The organism is Ruegeria sp. Ofav3-42, assembly GCF_022347725.1.
Lineage (GTDB): Bacteria > Pseudomonadota > Alphaproteobacteria > Rhodobacterales > Rhodobacteraceae > Ruegeria.
The window spans coordinates 59200-74991 of record NZ_JAKRGB010000020.1 but is presented as its reverse complement, the minus strand read 5'-3'; the positions used below and the strand labels follow the sequence as shown (position 1 = coordinate 74991).

Sequence of the window (15792 nt, the reverse complement as noted above, 5' to 3'; positions counted from 1 at the left end):
GGCGACAACGTCGGCTTCACCGTCGAGCTGATCGCACCGATCGCCATGGAAGACGGCCTGCGTTTCGCCATCCGCGAAGGCGGCCGCACCGTCGGCGCCGGCGTCGTCTCGAAAATCATCGAGTAATCACGGTAGGTCGGGTTTCAACCCGGCACAGCGTTGAAATTAAAGAAGGCCGCCCCCTTGGGGGCGGCCTTTTTAGTTTCCCGCAAACTACCCAAATGCCTTTTCAGGTCGTTTGAAATTGTTCGGCTCTCCACGCCGATTTTCTGAAATCGCAGGTCCCCGAACTCGTGAGTGTTCTGGTTGCCTCGACGGCTGTCAGGAGTGACGGTATGCTGTTTCATCACTTGCCCTGATCTGCTTATGAGGAGCTTGTTTGATGCAAACCTTGTTTCAAATCCATTAATTCATGGAAGACTATCTTCTTCTTTCTTTTATTCTTCTTGGCTCAGGCATCGCCATTGTCCCAATTGCCGTGTGGCTTGGGCTTGGGTCGGTTCTGGGTTTCCTGATTGCCGGGATGCTTCTTGGTCCTGCCCTGACTGCGCTGAATGTCGATGTCGATAGCATGGAGCAGTTCGCAGAATTTGGCGTCGTCATGATGCTGTTTCTGATCGGATTGGAGCTGGCGCCAAAGAAGCTATGGGACTTGCGGCGCAGGCTATTGGGGCTAGGTGGGCTGCAACTGCTTTGCACGACCCTGGCGATTATGGGGCCGGTGATGGCGTTTGGCCAACAATGGCAGGTGGCGCTGACGATCGGACTGATCTTTTCATTGTCGTCCACTGCCATCGTGCTTCAGACATTACACGAAAAAGGTCTGCTCATGGGCAGTGGCGGGCAATCCAGCTTTTCGGTCTTGTTGATGCAAGACATCGCTGTGATCCCAATTCTTGCGCTACTGCCACTTTTGGCGCTACCCGATCTTGCCGCGATGGGGGGCAGCTCTGTTAGTCACGGACCTACGACAAGCACCGGGCATTTGTTGAATCTTGTGCTGGGCCTGCCCGGATGGTTGAGAGCGCTGGTCACGCTTGGCTCGATCATCCTGGTCATTGTCGGCGGGTCTTACCTGATCGGACCAGTGTTCCGGTATGTCGAATCCGCCAAACTGCCCGAGTTGTTCACAGCCATGGCGCTTACCATTATCGTCGGGGTTGCCGTGCTGATGATGGCCGTTGGTCTGACCCCGGCTTTGGGGGCGTTCATTGCCGGTGTGGTGTTGGCCAACAGCGAGTATCGCAATGCTCTTGAAAAAGAGATCACTCCGTTCAAGGGGCTGTTTCTGGGGTTGTTTTTTGTCAGCGTCGGAGCCTCGGTGAACTTCAGGTTGATGGTTGATCACATCGGTCTGGTTGTCTCGCTGACCCTTGGTGTGATGATCATCAAAGCATTGGTTCTTTTTGTTCTGGGCCGATTGTTTGGTGTTTCCGGCGCGAGCAACTGGCTGTTTGCGTTGGGGATGGCGCAGGCCGGAGAGTTCGGGTTTGTGTTGCTGTCTTTCTCAGTTGCGACGCATGTGCTGAGTGCCGATCTGGCGAATACTTTGATCATTGTAGTCGCATTGTCGATGGTGCTGACGCCGTTGTCTTTTTTGTTTTACGACAAGGTTATTGCGCCTCGATATGTGTCGTCTCAACCGTCTGAAAGTTAGCGGCGCTGTGGCTCTGGTCTGAGACACCGAGATGGTCATTCCCGGGGACAACATGTTGTGCGGCGTTAAGCTGATCGCCCCGATCGCGATGGAGCAGGGCCTGCGCTTCGCGATCCGCGAAGGCGGTCGCAACGTTGGTGCGGCCTCTTTTGCCATTCGATTGAGACTGATTGTGTCTTGCGCCCTACCAGCCAACGATTAGTTTCCTAGCAACTTTGGAGAACGAAGGAATTTGGTAAATTGATCGAAGTTGATGACGATACTCGAAAGTTCTGGGAGATATTCCAGCCTGGATACCCCGAAAGAATGGTCGAAGTTGCTGATAAGAAACGTCGTTTCGCCTACTATACCAACGCAGATACGGCTCTGAAAGTCATCCGCAATAAGGAGCTTTGGTTCCGTAATGCGACCGTAATGAACGACTTTTCGGAAATATCATATGGTATTGATCTAATACATAAAGTCTTTTCGGGAGAGGCTGGAGAACGTTTTAGGGTGGCTGTTGAGGACATATTTGAGGGAACGATCGGTCTTGTTGATAAACGTTTGCAAGGTTGGATGCATGATTGGGAGTTAGAAACCTACATCGCTTGCATTTCTGAGCACAGTGAGGACGAAGACAAGAGTGGTCGGCTGTCGATGTGGCGTGCCTACGGCGATACTGCAATTGTCGTAAACAATGCTCCAATGATGGCGTTTACTGATAAGTTGGCGGTCTACTCTGGCCAGTGATGTATCTAACTGAAGATGCGTATAAGGCACGGCTGGATCAAATTACGGGCGCCATATTAATAAACCGCAAGTACTTGCAGTTGTTAGGGCAAGATACACTCGTCACTTACATTCACCATATGTTGTTCCATACGGCCATCGTGACAAAGCATCCCGGGTTTTCTGAAGAGCGGGAATGGCGCCTCTTCTACCGGCCAAATGAAGAACACAGCGCCGCCATGGAAAGACGTGTCGAAGTGCTGGGCGGTGTTCCACAAATTGTCTACGTTCTGCCTTTGAGACATGATCCAGAAGTTGGCTTGTTTGGTGCTGATGTGCCAAGTTTGTTGGATCGAGTCATTATCGGGCCGACAGAATACCCCTATGTAAGTGCTGAGGCATTCCGGCAGGTGTTGGAACAGGCGAACGTGACTGAGCATCGAGAAAAGGTGGTTTCGTCAGATATTCCGTTGCGCACAGACTAAGACCTCAACACAAGTGAAGGGGGAAGTAGGTTTCACTTACCCCCTTGCCAAACCGAACCAACCCCACTAATACGCGCGAGTTCTCAGTAAGAACATCAAGGCGGGGTGATTCCCGCCTTTTGGGTTCGAAGAGGGTCGGCGATGCGCGTCTGTCCTCCTCTCAACCTCAACGCCTGATAAAAGGCTGTTAATATGCAAAGCCAAAACATCCGTATTCGGCTGAAGGCATTTGACTATCGCGTTCTGGATGCCAGCACGCAAGAGATCGTCAACACTGCCAAGCGGACCGGCGCGAACGTGCGCGGCCCGATCCCGCTGCCGAACAAGATTGAGAAGTTCACGGTTCTCCGTGGCCCTCACGTTGACAAGAAATCCCGCGACCAGTTCGAGATCCGTACGCACAAGCGTCTGCTCGACATCGTTGATCCGACCCCCCAGACCGTTGACGCGCTGATGAAGCTCGACCTCGCTGCTGGTGTGGACGTCGAGATCAAGCTGCAGTCGTAAGATCGGAGGGTATAGATTATGCGCTCTGGTATTATCGCAAAAAAAGTTGGCATGACCCGCCTGTTCATGGAAGACGGCAAGCAGATTCCTGTGACCGTTCTTCACCTGGACAACCTGCAGGTTGTTGCACAGCGTACCGCTGACAAAGACGGCTATACCGCCGTTCAGCTGGGCGCCGGTGCTGCCAAGGCAAAACGCACCTCGAAGGCCATGCGCGGTCACTACGCCGCTGCAAAGGTCGAGCCCAAGCGTAAGCTGGCCGAGTTCCGCGTCTCCGAAGATGGCCTGATCGAAGTGGGCGCCGAGATTTCGGCAGAACACTTCCTGGAAGGTCAGAAAGTTGACGTTTCGGGCACCTCGATCGGTAAAGGCTTTGCCGGTGCAATGAAGCGCCACAACTTCGGTGGTCTGCGCGCTTCGCACGGTGTTTCGATCAGCCACCGTTCGCACGGTTCGACCGGTCAGTGTCAGGACCCGGGCAAGGTTTTCAAAGGCAAGAAGATGGCCGGTCACATGGGTGCTGCCCGTGTAACCACCCAGAACCTGGAAGTCGTCAAAACCGACGCCGACCGGAACCTGGTCTTCATCAAAGGCGCCGTTCCCGGACCGAAATCGGGCTGGGTCACCGTCAAGGACGCCGTGAAGAAGAAAGCACCGGAAGGCCTGCCTTTCCCGGCTGCCGTGAAATCGGCTGCAACCGAAGCACCTGCGGAAGAAGCACCCGCGGAAGGTGGTGAAGCATGAAACTTGATGTAATCAAACTGGACGGCGGCAAAGCCGGCGACATCGAGCTGAACGCAGATCTGTTCGGTCTCGAGCCTCGTGCGGACATCCTGCACCGTGTGGTCCGTTGGCAGCGCAACAACGCGCAGGCCGGAACTCACAAGGTGAAGACCCGCTCGGAAACCAGCTACTCGACCAAGAAGATCTATCGCCAAAAGGGCACCGGTGGCGCACGCCATGGTGACCGTAATGCACCGATCTTCCGCGGTGGTGGTATCTACAAAGGCCCCGTGGTGCGTTCGCATGGTCATGACCTGCCGAAGAAGTTCCGCAAGCTTGGCCTGCGCCACGCTCTGTCGGCAAAAGCCAAGGCAGGTGAACTGGTCGTGATCGAAAACGCCGAAGCCGAAGGCAAGACAGCCGCTCTGGCCAAACAGGTTGCAAACCTGGGCTGGAAACGCGCTCTGGTCATCGACGGCGCGACCGTGAACGAAGGGTTCCTGAAAGCGTCCAAGAACATCGAAGGTCTGGATATCCTGCCGTCGATGGGCGCAAACGTCTATGACATCCTCAAGCGTGACACTCTGGTGCTCACCAAAGCGGCTGTCGAAGCACTGGAGGCTCGTCTGAAATGAGCGCGAAGGCAGAACACTACGACGTGATCCGCAAGCCGGTCATCACCGAAAAGTCGACCATGGCGTCCGAAAACGGCGCGGTTGTCTTTGAAGTGGCGATCGACAGCAACAAACCGCAGATCAAAGAGGCCGTTGAGGCGCTGTTTGGTGTGAAGGTCAAAGCGGTGAACACCACTGTGACCAAAGGCAAGGTCAAGCGGTTCCGCGGCCAGCTGGGCCGTCGGAAAGACGTCAAAAAAGCATATGTGACCCTGGAAGAGGGTAACACCATCGACGTAAGCACCGGTCTCTGATCGGATCCGTCTTTGGAAAAAGATGAAGGCCCCCGCGAAAGCGGGGGTTTTTCTTTAGCGGCGACACAGAAAATTGAGCGCGAAACAATCGTGTTTTGAACAAATCGCTTGCTAAGTCGGGGCGGTAGTCTATCCGGTTTCCAACAAACTAAAGACATGGCAGGCGCATGACCGAAACCTCTCTCTCGACCCGGAAAAATCCGGATAAAACCGCCGCGCGGGATTGGGTTACGACGCTAGCCAAATATCGTGAACCTAACCAATGGCGCAGTTCCTTTGAGCTTGGTGTCAGCATCATCCCCTTCTTTGCGCTGTGGGCATTGTCCTGGATGTCTTTGTCGGTCAGCTATTGGTTGGCTTTTGCGATTGCGGTCCTGAATGCGGCCTTCCTGCTGCGTCTGTTTGCGATCCAGCATGATTGCGGGCATGGGGCGTTCTTCAAGAACCGGACGGTCAGCGACTGGGTCGGACGGGCGATCGGAGTGCTGACCCTGACGCCCTACGATGTCTGGCGCCGCACGCACTCCTACCATCACAACAGCTCGGGCAATCTGGACAAACGGGGAATGGGCGATATCCACACCCTGACGGTGACCGAGTACCAGTCAAAGACACCCATGAGCCGGTTCTGGTATCGCGTTTATCGCCATCCCATCACCCTGTTCGTCCTTGGCCCCGGCTATCTGTTTCTGTTTCAGAACCGCCTCCCGCTGGGTTTGACAGGCAGCACCAGATTCTGGGTCAGTGCGATGGGGACCAATGCCGCCATTCTGGCCGCACTGCTGGCCGTCTACTACTTTGGCGGCCTTATGCCAGTGCTGTTGATCTTTCTGCCCTCAACCCTGATTGCCGCGACTGCCGGGGTGTGGCTGTTTTACGTCCAGCACCAGTTCGAGGATACGCACTGGGATGCTGATGAGGACTGGCAGCTGCATGAGGCTGCCTTGCACGGCAGTTCGCACTACATCCTGCCGTCCGTGCTGCAGTGGTTTAGCGCCAATATCGGCATCCACCACGTGCACCACCTGTACAGCCGCATTCCGTTCTACCGCCTGACCGAAGTGCTGCGCGATCATGATGAGCTGGCCAACAGCAACCAGATGACCATCCGCGAGAGCCTCGCTAATGCGCGGCTGCACCTGTGGGATGAGAACCACCGTCGCCTGTTGTCCTTCGCCGAGGCCCGCGCGCTTTACGGATGAGGGGTTGGTTCCGGGGGCAACTGGGCCGTCGGAAAGATGTCAAAAAAGCAAATGTGCCCTGGAAGAAGGGAACACCATCGGCGTGTTCACTGGTCTCTGGTCGAGCCCGTCTTTGGAGAGAGGTAAAGGCCCTCGCAAAAGCGGGGGGTTTTTCTGTTAGCTGTGTCAGTGACTGCCCGTGTGATGGCGCTGTAACGCCTGATCAGTGCGATTTATGGTGCCAAATACATCCGTAATTTATCGAGGCGCAAACGTCCCCAAAGCGCCAGCCCGCCGGGACGGGCAGTCGCTGGCGCGTCGGCCTTGTCCCGAACCTTTACATCTAAGAGTTGAATTGCAATCTTCGTGTTAGCTTTAGTTATTTGGTTGTCCCGATTGAGAAATCTGCTTCGAATAGTTATGCTTGTTTTTGGCGCGGCGGTTGCCGTTGTGACGTTTATCGTTGGTTACTTCTTGTTTGAGTTCTTCGTCTATTATCCGTGGAAACACGGGCGGAACTTGAGAGCTGCGACAGAGTGGAATGACAAGCACTGGGAAACCGGTGAGGCAACATTTCTGACATATACGATACCAGTGGAAAGCACAGCCGGTGTCACGCGCCTACCGCAAGATGTCATGTGTTACTTTAAACAAGATGCTGAGCCGGGAGGCATTAAAGGCCCTCCTCACAAGTCTACTATGCCGTATGGCGAAGGGACGTTTTGGCCACATGTGCCGGTCGGTGATGGTCGAACTGTTGAAGTAGATTTCAGGAACGTTTGCATGAAAGCCCTTGGACTCAATGAAAATTGGAGTCCGTTCGAAATTTCCGACGGGCATCGGTTTGTAACTGTGTTTGGAGAGCTCGGAGGGATTGGTGCCGAGGCGCGCGAATATAGCTGTCTTTTGGGAGCTTTGGAGGGGGAAGGACTGAATACGAAAGAGTTTCGGCTACTCCCAGTGGAAATCCAGAAAGTTGAGAAGGTCCCACTTCGGGATGTGGTTCAACGGACAGAAATGATCCCATCAGAGAGGCACTACTCCCCGCCTCGTAGTAAACAGCGCGTTTCTCTCATGAGGGACTACAGCCGAAACTGCTGGGCGGACTCTGTGAGCGATCCTTGCATCCCTGACGCGGAAAGGCTTTGCGGAATGCGGATTCAATAGTTCAAGTACCCTATAGACACCCACCCCCAACACTGCTACATGCTCCCAATCTTGCGGCCTCGGATTCGTTCCGGGGCCTCTGATATTTGAAACCGGGGACCTTCGGGGCCCTATACCCTTGGCACCTACGGGGGCCTATCACATAGCGGGGAAACTCCCTGCACTTGCTAAACGGAAGACAGAAAGCATGGCACTCAAGTCGTACAAGCCGACGACGCCGGGCCAGCGCGGGCTGGTGCTGATCGACCGTTCGGAGCTTTGGAAAGGACGTCCGGTCAAGTCTCTCACTGAGGGATTGACCAAATCGGGCGGCCGGAACAACACCGGACGGATCACTTCACGCCGCCGCGGCGGTGGCGCAAAGCGTCTCTACCGGATCGTTGACTTCAAACGGAACAAATTTGATGTCGCGGCAACCGTCGAGCGGATCGAATATGACCCGAACCGGACCGCATTCATCGCACTGGTAAAATACGAAGACGGCGAGCAGGCATATATCCTGGCTCCGCAGCGTCTGGCTGTTGGTGACAAAGTCGTGGCATCCGCCAAGGCCGACATCAAGCCGGGCAACGCAATGCCGTTCTCGGGCATGCCCATTGGTACCATCGTCCACAACATCGAGATGAAGCCTGGTAAAGGCGGTCAGATCGCACGTGCGGCCGGTACTTACGCTCAGTTCGTTGGTCGCGATGGCGGCTACGCTCAGATCCGTCTGAGCTCGGGCGAGCTGCGCATGGTCCGTCAGGAATGCATGGCCACCGTTGGTGCCGTGTCCAACCCCGACAACTCGAACCAGAACCTCGGTAAAGCCGGTCGTATGCGCCACAAAGGCGTTCGTCCCTCGGTTCGTGGTGTTGCAATGAACCCGATCGATCACCCGCACGGTGGTGGTGAAGGTCGTACCTCGGGTGGCCGTACGCCGGTTACTCCGTGGGGTAAGGACACCAAGGGTAAGCGTACCCGCAACAAGAACAAAGCGTCCCAGAAGCTGATCATCCGCTCGCGGCACGCCAAGAAGAAGGGACGTTAATCTATGTCTCGCTCTGTTTGGAAGGGTCCTTTCGTCGATGCTTACGTGCTGAAAAAAGCCGAAGCAGCGCGCGAGTCGGGCCGCAACGAAGTCATCAAAATCTGGTCGCGTCGTTCCACCATTCTGCCCCAGTTCGTGGGTCTGACCTTTGGTGTGTACAACGGCCATAAACACATTCCCGTCAACGTCTCGGAAGACATGATCGGTCAGAAGTTCGGTGAGTACTCGCCGACTCGTACCTATTACGGTCACGCCGCTGACAAAAAAGCGAAGCGGAAGTAAGTCATGGGCAAGGAAAAGAACCCCCGCCGCGTGGCTGAAAACGAAGCAATGGCGAAAACGCGCATGCTTCGTACCAGCCCGCAGAAACTGAACCTGGTTGCGCAAATGATCCGCGGCAAGAAAGTTGAGAAGGCTCTGACCGACCTGACTTTCTCGAACAAGCGTGTCGCGCAGGACGTCAAGAAGTGCCTGCAGTCCGCAATCGCGAATGCCGAAAACAACCACAACCTGGACGTTGACGAACTGATCGTCGCCGAAGCATGGGTTGGCAAGAACCTGGTCATGAAGCGCGGTCGCCCGCGTGCACGTGGCCGTTTCGGCAAGATCATGAAGCCGTTCTCGGAGATCACCATCAAGGTGCGTCAAGTTGAGGAGCAAGCCTAATGGGTCATAAAGTAAATCCGATCGGCATGCGCCTGCAGGTCAACCGCACCTGGGACAGCCGCTGGTACGCCGACACGAAGGACTACGGTGATCTTCTGCTGGAAGACCTCAAGATCCGTGAGTTCATCAACAAAGAGTGCAAGCAGGCCGGTGTTGCCCGTGTGATCATCGAACGTCCGCACAAGAAGTGCCGCGTTACGATCCACACTGCACGTCCCGGTGTCATCATCGGCAAGAAAGGTGCAGACATCGAAGTTCTGCGCAAAAAGCTTGCTCGTATGACCGACAGCGAACTGCACCTGAACATCGTCGAAGTGCGCAAGCCCGAGCTTGACGCGCAGCTGGTTGCCGAGTCCATCGCTCAGCAGCTGGAACGTCGTGTTTCGTTCCGTCGCGCGATGAAGCGGTCGGTTCAGAACGCCATGCGCATGGGCGCCCTGGGTATCCGGGTGAACGTCGCTGGTCGTCTGGGCGGCGCAGAAATCGCACGGACCGAGTGGTACCGCGAAGGCCGCGTGCCTCTGCACACCCTGCGTGCCGACATCGATTACGCACATGCCGAAGCGATGACTCCTTACGGGATCATCGGGATCAAGGTCTGGATCTTCAAAGGTGAGATCATGGAGCACGATCCGCAGGCACGTGACCGTAAAGCACAGGAACTCCAGGACGGCCCTGCACCTCGTGGTGCTGGTGGCGGTCGTCGCTAAGGAGGGAAAGATATGCTTCAACCAAAGCGTACTAAATTCCGCAAGATGCACAAAGGCCGGATCAAGGGTCTCGCCAAAGGCGGCTCTGATCTGAACTTTGGCACCTACGGCCTGAAAGCTCTTGAGCCTGAGCGTGTAACTGCACGCCAGATCGAAGCTGCACGTCGTGCCATGACGCGTCACATGAAGCGTCAGGGTCGTGTCTGGATCCGCATCTTCCCCGACACTCCGGTCACTGCAAAGCCGATCGAAGTTCGTATGGGTAAAGGTAAAGGTTCGGTCGACCGCTGGGCATGCAAAGTCAAGCCTGGTCGCGTGATGTTCGAGATCGACGGCGTCAATGACGACATCGCCCGCGAGGCTCTGCGCCTGGCCGCGATGAAGCTGCCGATCAAGACCCGCGTCGTGGTTCGCGAAGACTGGTAAGCGATTGGGGTCTAGGCCCTGTTCGTGACAAGATTGACTCCCGTCGGGACACCGGCGGGGGTTTTCGTTTTGTTTGGGGCCGCAAATTAGTTCGACGCGACGGCAACGCGCACCTAGGCTGACAGCGAACAAGTCAGGAGGCTACTATGGTGCAACTGCGAAAGAAGGTGTTCGTCAAAGAAGTGATCACCGCAGATCAACTGGGGCAGCCTTGCGCGCCTATCAGCCGCGTCGCCGCATTGGCGGTGGTTCGAAACCCTCTTGCGGGCACTTATACAGAAGACCTTTCAGAGTTGTTCGAGATCGGGGCTTTGCTAGGCGAGGAACTCGCCAGCGAAGCCATCGAACAGTTGGACGGAGAGCCGGCCTCGTACGGGAAGGCGGCGATTGTTGGTGTGAACGGCGACCTTGAGCAGGGCGGGGCGGTAATCCATCCAAAACTTGGCGCTCCGATGCGTGCGGCGGCTGGCGGGGGTGAAGCTGTAATCCCTTCGAATGCCAAGCTGGGCGCACCAGGCTGTGCGATTGATCTGCCGCTTGGGCACAAGGATAATCCGTGGTCGTTCGACCATTTCGATACGATGACGTTGAACATCCCCGATGCACCGAAACCGGATGAGATCGTGCTGTGCCTCGCCTATGCTGATGGTGGTCGCCCGATACCGCGCTGCGGCAAAGGACCTATCAAGACGTAACCCGCCAACATTGGCTGGCCTTGTCGCAGGGGCTGGGGTATGCCCGGCCCATGGCACAGATTGAATCACTCTTCGTAACCCGTTTTTACCGCGCAGCTTTGTCGGAGTTTGATCCCAAGATCGACCCGGAAGAACTGGAAAGCTCTTGCCTTGTCATCGCCGAGGATGACGAGGCCGGGCAGGAATGGTGTGAGGAGAACGGCTATCCCGGCTACACCAGCTATGCCTCGCTGACCGATCTGCCCTGGCGGTTCCCGATCTTCGCCGATCTGGTCAAGGTGCTGGATCAACACGTGGCGGCCTTTGCCAAGGATCTGGAGTTCGATCTGGGCGAGGGTGAACTGAAGCTCGAAGACCTGTGGATCAACATCCTGCCCGAGGGCGGGATGCACTCCAGCCACCTGCACCCGCACAGCGTGATCTCGGGCACGACCTATGTGGCGATGCCCGAAGGGGCGAGCGCGTTGAAACTGGAAGACCCCCGCTCAGGCCGCATGATGGCCGCACCGACGCGTTTGAAAGGCGGGCGGCGCGATTTACAGCCGTTCATTTACATGAAGCCGCAAGTGGGTGACGTCCTGCTTTGGGAAAGCTGGCTGCGCCACGAGGTGCCGATGAACATGGCCGAGGAAGAGCGGATTTCGGTGAGTTTCAATTATAAGTGGGCATAGGCGGTCGAGGCCGATGGGCCTCAATGCACCTTTCCATGCAAGCGAAACCACGTCCGAACCTCGGGAAGGCGACCGCGGGAGACGGGAACCTCGCCCCCTGATCGTGTCTTCACTGTACTCCCGCATAATTCCTGCGCTTCTTCCTTGGATACCCAGTAAGAGCGATGGGTCTGAATTCCATCGGTTTCGCCAGTTTGTTGGAGAAAATCCTTCATTCGGGCGCGGTACTGAGATGTCTTTTCGCGCGTGCTTACCATTAAGTAATGCTCGGAACTTTGCACCATCAGGATATTCTCAAGAGGTAATGACCGGCCAGTGAGGATGACGAACCGGGTTTCCTCCTTGGAAGAGCTTTCCTCCGATTCCTCATTGCGTTGCAGCGGTAGCAACCACAGCAGGCCCACCGTTTCAATGACGTGTCCAATGATCAGGTTGCGCAGGTAGTCTGTCCAGACCAGAGGCTCGCCACGTTGGGGTACAAAATCTCCGAACATGAATGGGAAAAGAGTCGCGAGAAAAGACAGGCCAATAATGAGGGGACCAGTCGCAACGATAAGCGGTAGCGGAACGTTCAGATATCTTCGCCAAACTCCGTTAACCGCTGATCCCCAATACGGAATGATCAACAGGTAGAGCAGAACTGACACGCCCCAATAGAACAATCGCGCCGAGTATTCGGGAATGGACGGGAACAGCGTTGGATTGGCAAGGGCGATAACGACCAGGCTGACAACGAGGAACATCCAGACTCGTTTACTGCGCACAAGCGTGTGCAATTCACGTTGCGTGAAGTGCATCACCTGTCCATTCGTTAGCAAAATCTGATATTCACGACTTTCAGCTTCTTGCATGGGTCACTGCGCAGTACTGGTAAATTGTTATCGAGTGGTCTTCTGAATCAGGCAGGACAGTCTTTACGCTGGTCACTGGCGGACAGAAGTAGTGGGAACATGCCCGCACATAGTGAATAGTGAACCCAACCTAAACCCTCCGTCGATGTCTCGGCGGGGGGAATTTTCCGCCAGGATCGGCACGGGTGAAAGTACGTAAACTAACCCTTGCCACCCAACCCCTAAACCCTTATACGGCGGCATCCTGCGATCTCCCGGCGTTGTCGGGCGATTCGTATGTCTATCATTCATCCACCAGGTCCAAGGTGACCCTGTCAGGGGGCCTTCTGGTGTTTTGAGCAAAGGAAAAAGGCGATGAACGCCCAAGAACTGCGTGACAAGACCCCGGACCAGCTCCGCGAGGAACTGGCCAACCTGAAGAAAGAAAGCTTTAACCTGCGCTTTCAACAGGCAACCGGTCAGCTGGAAAGCACCGCTGGCATCAAAGCGGCCCGCCGCAACGCTGCCCGCGTCAAAACCATTCTGAACGAAAAGGCCGCTGCTGCGGCATCCGAGGAGTAATCAGATGCCCAAGCGTATCCTGTCCGGAATCGTAACCAGCGACGCCAACGAGCAGACCGTGACTGTTTCGGTTGAACGCCGTTTCAAGCACCCGCTGCTGCACAAAACCGTTCGTAAGTCCAAGAAGTACCGGGCTCACGACGAAAAGAACGCCTTCAAGGTCGGCGACACCGTACGCATCATCGAATGCGCGCCGAAATCGAAGACGAAACGTTGGGAAGTTCTGGAAGCGTAAGCTTCCGGGATTTTCCCATTTGTCGAAACCCTGGGGGATCTAACGAGACCAGCCCCCACAGGTCGGGAGAAACCACATGATCCAGATGCAGACCAATCTGGATGTCGCTGACAACTCCGGCGCACGCCGAGTTCAGTGCATCAAGGTCCTGGGTGGTTCCAAGCGTAAATACGCCTCCGTCGGCGACATCATTGTCGTCTCGGTGAAGGAAGCCATCCCGCGCGGCCGCGTAAAGAAAGGTGACGTCCGTAAGGCCGTCGTCGTACGCACCGCCAAGGAAGTCCGTCGCGAAGACGGCACCGCGATCCGTTTTGATCGCAACGCCGCCGTCATCCTGAACAACAACAACGAGCCCGTAGGTACCCGTATCTTTGGCCCGGTTGTTCGTGAACTGCGTGGCAAGAACTTCATGAAAATCATCTCGCTGGCTCCGGAGGTGCTGTAATCATGGCTGCTAAACTCCGCAAAGGCGACAAGGTCGTCGTGCTGGCCGGCAAGGACAAGGGCAAAGAGGGAACCATTTCCTCGGTTGACCCGAAAGCCGGTAAAGCTGTTGTAGACGGCGTGAACATCGCCATCCGCCACACCCGCCAGACCCAGAACTCGCAAGGTGGTCGCCTGCCTCAGGCAAACCCGATCGAGCTGTCGAACCTGGCTCTGCTGGACAAGAACGGCAAAGCAACCCGCGTTGGCTTCCGCATGGAAGGTGACAAGAAGGTACGCTTCGCCAAGACCACAGGGGACGTGATCGATGCTTGATAACGCAACCTATACCCCGCGTCTGAAAGCTCAGTACGCTGAAACAATCCGTGCCGCTCTGAAAGAAGAGTTCGGCTACAAGAACGACATGCAGCTGCCCAAGCTGGAGAAAATCGTTCTGAACATCGGTTGTGGTGCTGAGGCGGTCAAAGACTCGAAGAAAGCGAAAGCTGCTGTCGAGGATCTGACTGCGATTGCTGGCCAAAAGGCCGTTGCAACCAAGGCGAAGAAGTCGATTGCGGGTTTCCGCGTCCGTGAAGACATGCCGCTGGGTGCGAAAGTGACCCTGCGCGGTGACCGGATGTACGAATTCCTGGATCGTCTGATCACCATCGCGCTGCCGCGCGTTCGTGACTTCCGCGGTGTTAAGCCGTCTTTCGATGGTCAGGGCAACTTTGCCATGGGCATGAAAGAGCACATCGTGTTCCCGGAAATCGACTTCGACAAGGTCGACGAGGTCTGGGGCCTGGATATCGTAATTGCCACCACAGCGAAAACCGACGCTGAAGCGAAAAGCCTGTTGAAAGCATTCAACATGCCGTTCAACGCGTAAGCGCCGGGAGGATTGAGACATGGCTAAAAAAGCAATGATCGAACGCGAGAAGAAGCGCGAACGCCTGGTGGCCAAATATGCCGCAAAGCGTGCCGAGCTGAAAGAAATCGCGAATGACGAGAGCAAGCCGATGGAAGAGCGTTTCAAAGCGCGTCTGAAACTGGCGAAACTGCCGCGCAACAGCTCGGCTACCCGTCTGCACAACCGTTGTCAGCTGACCGGTCGTCCCCACGCTTACTACCGTAAGCTGAAGGTCAGCCGTATCGCGCTGCGCGAGCTGGGTTCTGCTGGTCAGATCCCCGGCATGGTGAAATCGAGCTGGTAAGGGAGACATAGATATGAACGATCCTATCGGCGATATGCTCACCCGTATCCGCAACGCGCAAATGCGCGGCAAGTCCACCGTTTCCACCCCGGCTTCCAAGCTGCGCGGTTGGGTTCTGGACGTGCTGGCGGACGAAGGTTACATCCGTGGCTACGAAGCGACGACCGGTGAAAACGGTCATCCGGCCATCGAAATCAGCCTGAAATACTACGAAGGCACCCCTGTCATTCGCGAACTGAAGCGGGTTTCGAAGCCCGGTCGCCGCGTATACATGGGCGTCAATGACATCCCGCAGGTCCGTCAGGGTCTGGGTGTGTCGATTGTCAGCACTCCGAAAGGTGTGATGTCGGACGCAAACGCTCGCTCCAACAATGTTGGCGGCGAAGTGCTCTGCACCGTCTTCTAAGGAGGTCTGCAATGTCTCGTATTGGTAAAAAACCGGTCGAGCTGCCCAGCGGCGTTTCCGCCTCTGTGTCGGGTCAGACCATCGAAGTCAAAGGTCCGAAAGGCACCCGCAGCTTCACCGCAACTGACGATGTGACTCTGTCGGTCGAAGACAACGTGGTCAAAATCGACCCGCGTGGTTCGTCCAAGCGTGCACGTCAGCAGTGGGGCATGAGCCGCACCATGGTTGCCAATCTGGTTGAAGGCGTTACCAACGGCTTCAAAAAAGAGCTGGAGATCCAGGGTGTTGGTTACCGGGCTCAGATGCAGGGCAACACCCTGAAGCTGAACCTGGGCTACAGCCACGATGTTGATTTCACTGCTCCGGAAGGTGTCACCATCACCGCGCCGAAGCAGACCGAAATCGTTGTGGAAGGTATCGACCAGCAGCAGGTGGGCGAAGTCGCGGCCAAAATCCGCGAATGGCGCCGTCCCGAACCGTACAAAGGCAAGGGCATCCGCTACAAGGGCGAGTTCATCTTCCGCAAGGAAGGCAAGAAGAAGTAA

The 15792-nt window shown here is 56.0% G+C and carries 25 protein-coding genes and 2 pseudogenes; 25 read left to right on the top strand and 2 right to left on the bottom strand.

Features of this window, described 5'->3' with window-relative positions; all coding sequences use genetic code 11:
- Window positions 1-126 (top strand): annotated as a pseudogene (tuf, locus tag MHN28_RS21925) (elongation factor Tu); the annotation flags it as partial.
- A gap of 17 nt (window positions 127-143) precedes the next feature.
- Here tuf and MHN28_RS21920 read toward each other — a convergent pair.
- The gene (locus tag MHN28_RS21920; protein ID WP_239344820.1) at window positions 144-347 is read right to left on the bottom strand and encodes a hypothetical protein; all 204 of its coding nucleotides are present in this window, start codon (window positions 345-347) and stop codon (window positions 144-146) included.
- A gap of 65 nt (window positions 348-412) precedes the next feature.
- Here MHN28_RS21920 and MHN28_RS21915 point away from each other — a divergent pair, with 65 nt between their 5' ends.
- The 16 genes and pseudogenes from MHN28_RS21915 to MHN28_RS21840 all read left to right on the top strand — a co-directional run bounded on the left by MHN28_RS21915 (window position 413) and on the right by MHN28_RS21840 (window position 11557).
- Window positions 413-1657: a cation:proton antiporter gene (locus MHN28_RS21915; protein ID WP_239344818.1), complete on the top strand. Its 1245-nt coding sequence runs from the start codon at window positions 413-415 to the stop codon at window positions 1655-1657.
- 25 nt (window positions 1658-1682) lie between these two features.
- Window positions 1683-1859: pseudogene (locus MHN28_RS21910) on the top strand (hypothetical protein); the annotation flags it as partial.
- 38 nt (window positions 1860-1897) lie between these two features.
- Complete coding sequence (locus MHN28_RS21905; protein ID WP_239344816.1) at window positions 1898-2389, top strand: hypothetical protein; 492 nt, start codon at window positions 1898-1900, stop codon at window positions 2387-2389.
- Window positions 2386-2853, top strand: a complete 468-nt coding sequence (locus MHN28_RS21900) for a DUF2971 domain-containing protein (RefSeq protein ID WP_239344814.1) — start codon at window positions 2386-2388, stop codon at window positions 2851-2853. The genes MHN28_RS21905 and MHN28_RS21900 overlap by 4 nt, the downstream gene beginning before the upstream one ends.
- 192 nt (window positions 2854-3045) lie before the next feature.
- Entirely contained in the window at window positions 3046-3360 is a 315-nt protein-coding gene (rpsJ, locus tag MHN28_RS21895) for a 30S ribosomal protein S10 (RefSeq protein ID WP_008756422.1), read from the top strand.
- A gap of 18 nt (window positions 3361-3378) precedes the next feature.
- Window positions 3379-4104, top strand: coding sequence for a 50S ribosomal protein L3 (rplC, locus tag MHN28_RS21890; RefSeq protein WP_170574972.1), 726 nt, complete (start codon window positions 3379-3381; stop codon window positions 4102-4104).
- Window positions 4101-4718 (top strand): 50S ribosomal protein L4, encoded by a 618-nt coding sequence (gene rplD, locus MHN28_RS21885; protein WP_008756644.1) that lies wholly within the window; start codon window positions 4101-4103, stop codon window positions 4716-4718. Before rplC ends, rplD begins: the two co-directional genes overlap by 4 nt.
- On the top strand, window positions 4715-5011 hold the full coding sequence (locus MHN28_RS21880; protein ID WP_010437040.1) for a 50S ribosomal protein L23: 297 nt from the start codon (window positions 4715-4717) through the stop codon (window positions 5009-5011). The genes rplD and MHN28_RS21880 overlap by 4 nt, the downstream gene beginning before the upstream one ends.
- Before the next feature lie 167 nt (window positions 5012-5178).
- Window positions 5179-6213, top strand: a complete 1035-nt coding sequence (locus MHN28_RS21875; RefSeq protein ID WP_239344812.1) for a fatty acid desaturase — start codon at window positions 5179-5181, stop codon at window positions 6211-6213.
- A 1333-nt stretch (window positions 6214-7546) separates the two neighbouring features.
- Window positions 7547-8389 carry a 50S ribosomal protein L2 gene (rplB, locus tag MHN28_RS21870; RefSeq protein ID WP_008757664.1) on the top strand — a complete coding sequence of 281 codons (843 nt, stop codon included), beginning with the start codon at window positions 7547-7549 and terminating at the stop codon, window positions 8387-8389.
- A 3-nt stretch (window positions 8390-8392) separates the two neighbouring features.
- A complete protein-coding gene (gene rpsS / locus MHN28_RS21865; protein ID WP_010437056.1) occupies window positions 8393-8671 on the top strand; it encodes a 30S ribosomal protein S19 in 279 nt (92 codons plus the stop codon).
- A 3-nt stretch (window positions 8672-8674) separates the two neighbouring features.
- Window positions 8675-9055 (top strand): 50S ribosomal protein L22, encoded by a 381-nt coding sequence (gene rplV / locus MHN28_RS21860; RefSeq protein ID WP_039538267.1) that lies wholly within the window; start codon window positions 8675-8677, stop codon window positions 9053-9055.
- Window positions 9055-9765 carry a 30S ribosomal protein S3 gene (rpsC, locus tag MHN28_RS21855; RefSeq protein WP_008758042.1) on the top strand — a complete coding sequence of 237 codons (711 nt, stop codon included), beginning with the start codon at window positions 9055-9057 and terminating at the stop codon, window positions 9763-9765. The genes rplV and rpsC overlap by 1 nt, the downstream gene beginning before the upstream one ends.
- Before the next feature lie 12 nt (window positions 9766-9777).
- On the top strand, window positions 9778-10191 hold the full coding sequence (gene rplP / locus MHN28_RS21850) for a 50S ribosomal protein L16 (RefSeq protein ID WP_058283513.1): 414 nt from the start codon (window positions 9778-9780) through the stop codon (window positions 10189-10191).
- 146 nt (window positions 10192-10337) lie between these two features.
- Complete coding sequence (locus MHN28_RS21845; RefSeq protein WP_239344810.1) at window positions 10338-10886, top strand: amino acid synthesis family protein; 549 nt, start codon at window positions 10338-10340, stop codon at window positions 10884-10886.
- Between the two features lie 50 nt (window positions 10887-10936).
- The gene (locus tag MHN28_RS21840) at window positions 10937-11557 is read left to right on the top strand and encodes a 2OG-Fe(II) oxygenase family protein (protein WP_239344808.1); all 621 of its coding nucleotides are present in this window, start codon (window positions 10937-10939) and stop codon (window positions 11555-11557) included.
- 20 nt (window positions 11558-11577) lie between these two features.
- Here the strand turns inward: MHN28_RS21840 and MHN28_RS21835 are convergent, their stop codons facing one another.
- A complete protein-coding gene (locus MHN28_RS21835; RefSeq protein ID WP_239344806.1) occupies window positions 11578-12408 on the bottom strand; it encodes a LytTR family DNA-binding domain-containing protein in 831 nt (276 codons plus the stop codon).
- A 354-nt stretch (window positions 12409-12762) separates the two neighbouring features.
- Between MHN28_RS21835 and rpmC the strand changes: the two genes are divergently transcribed.
- The 8 genes from rpmC to rplF all read left to right on the top strand — a co-directional run bounded on the left by rpmC (window position 12763) and on the right by rplF (window position 15792).
- On the top strand, window positions 12763-12969 hold the full coding sequence (gene rpmC / locus MHN28_RS21830; protein WP_037311745.1) for a 50S ribosomal protein L29: 207 nt from the start codon (window positions 12763-12765) through the stop codon (window positions 12967-12969).
- A 4-nt stretch (window positions 12970-12973) separates the two neighbouring features.
- Window positions 12974-13204: a 30S ribosomal protein S17 gene (gene rpsQ / locus MHN28_RS21825; protein WP_039538279.1), complete on the top strand. Its 231-nt coding sequence runs from the start codon at window positions 12974-12976 to the stop codon at window positions 13202-13204.
- 76 nt (window positions 13205-13280) lie between these two features.
- Window positions 13281-13649, top strand: coding sequence for a 50S ribosomal protein L14 (gene rplN / locus MHN28_RS21820; RefSeq protein ID WP_008757934.1), 369 nt, complete (start codon window positions 13281-13283; stop codon window positions 13647-13649).
- Window positions 13650-13651: 2 nt separating this feature from the next.
- Window positions 13652-13963 carry a 50S ribosomal protein L24 gene (rplX, locus tag MHN28_RS21815; protein WP_239344804.1) on the top strand — a complete coding sequence of 104 codons (312 nt, stop codon included), beginning with the start codon at window positions 13652-13654 and terminating at the stop codon, window positions 13961-13963.
- Window positions 13956-14516 carry a 50S ribosomal protein L5 gene (gene rplE / locus MHN28_RS21810; protein WP_170555198.1) on the top strand — a complete coding sequence of 187 codons (561 nt, stop codon included), beginning with the start codon at window positions 13956-13958 and terminating at the stop codon, window positions 14514-14516. Before rplX ends, rplE begins: the two co-directional genes overlap by 8 nt.
- Before the next feature lie 19 nt (window positions 14517-14535).
- Window positions 14536-14841 carry a 30S ribosomal protein S14 gene (gene rpsN, locus MHN28_RS21805; RefSeq protein ID WP_010437098.1) on the top strand — a complete coding sequence of 102 codons (306 nt, stop codon included), beginning with the start codon at window positions 14536-14538 and terminating at the stop codon, window positions 14839-14841.
- 13 nt (window positions 14842-14854) lie between these two features.
- Window positions 14855-15247 carry a 30S ribosomal protein S8 gene (gene rpsH / locus MHN28_RS21800; protein WP_010437099.1) on the top strand — a complete coding sequence of 131 codons (393 nt, stop codon included), beginning with the start codon at window positions 14855-14857 and terminating at the stop codon, window positions 15245-15247.
- A gap of 11 nt (window positions 15248-15258) precedes the next feature.
- A complete protein-coding gene (gene rplF / locus MHN28_RS21795; protein WP_239344802.1) occupies window positions 15259-15792 on the top strand; it encodes a 50S ribosomal protein L6 in 534 nt (177 codons plus the stop codon).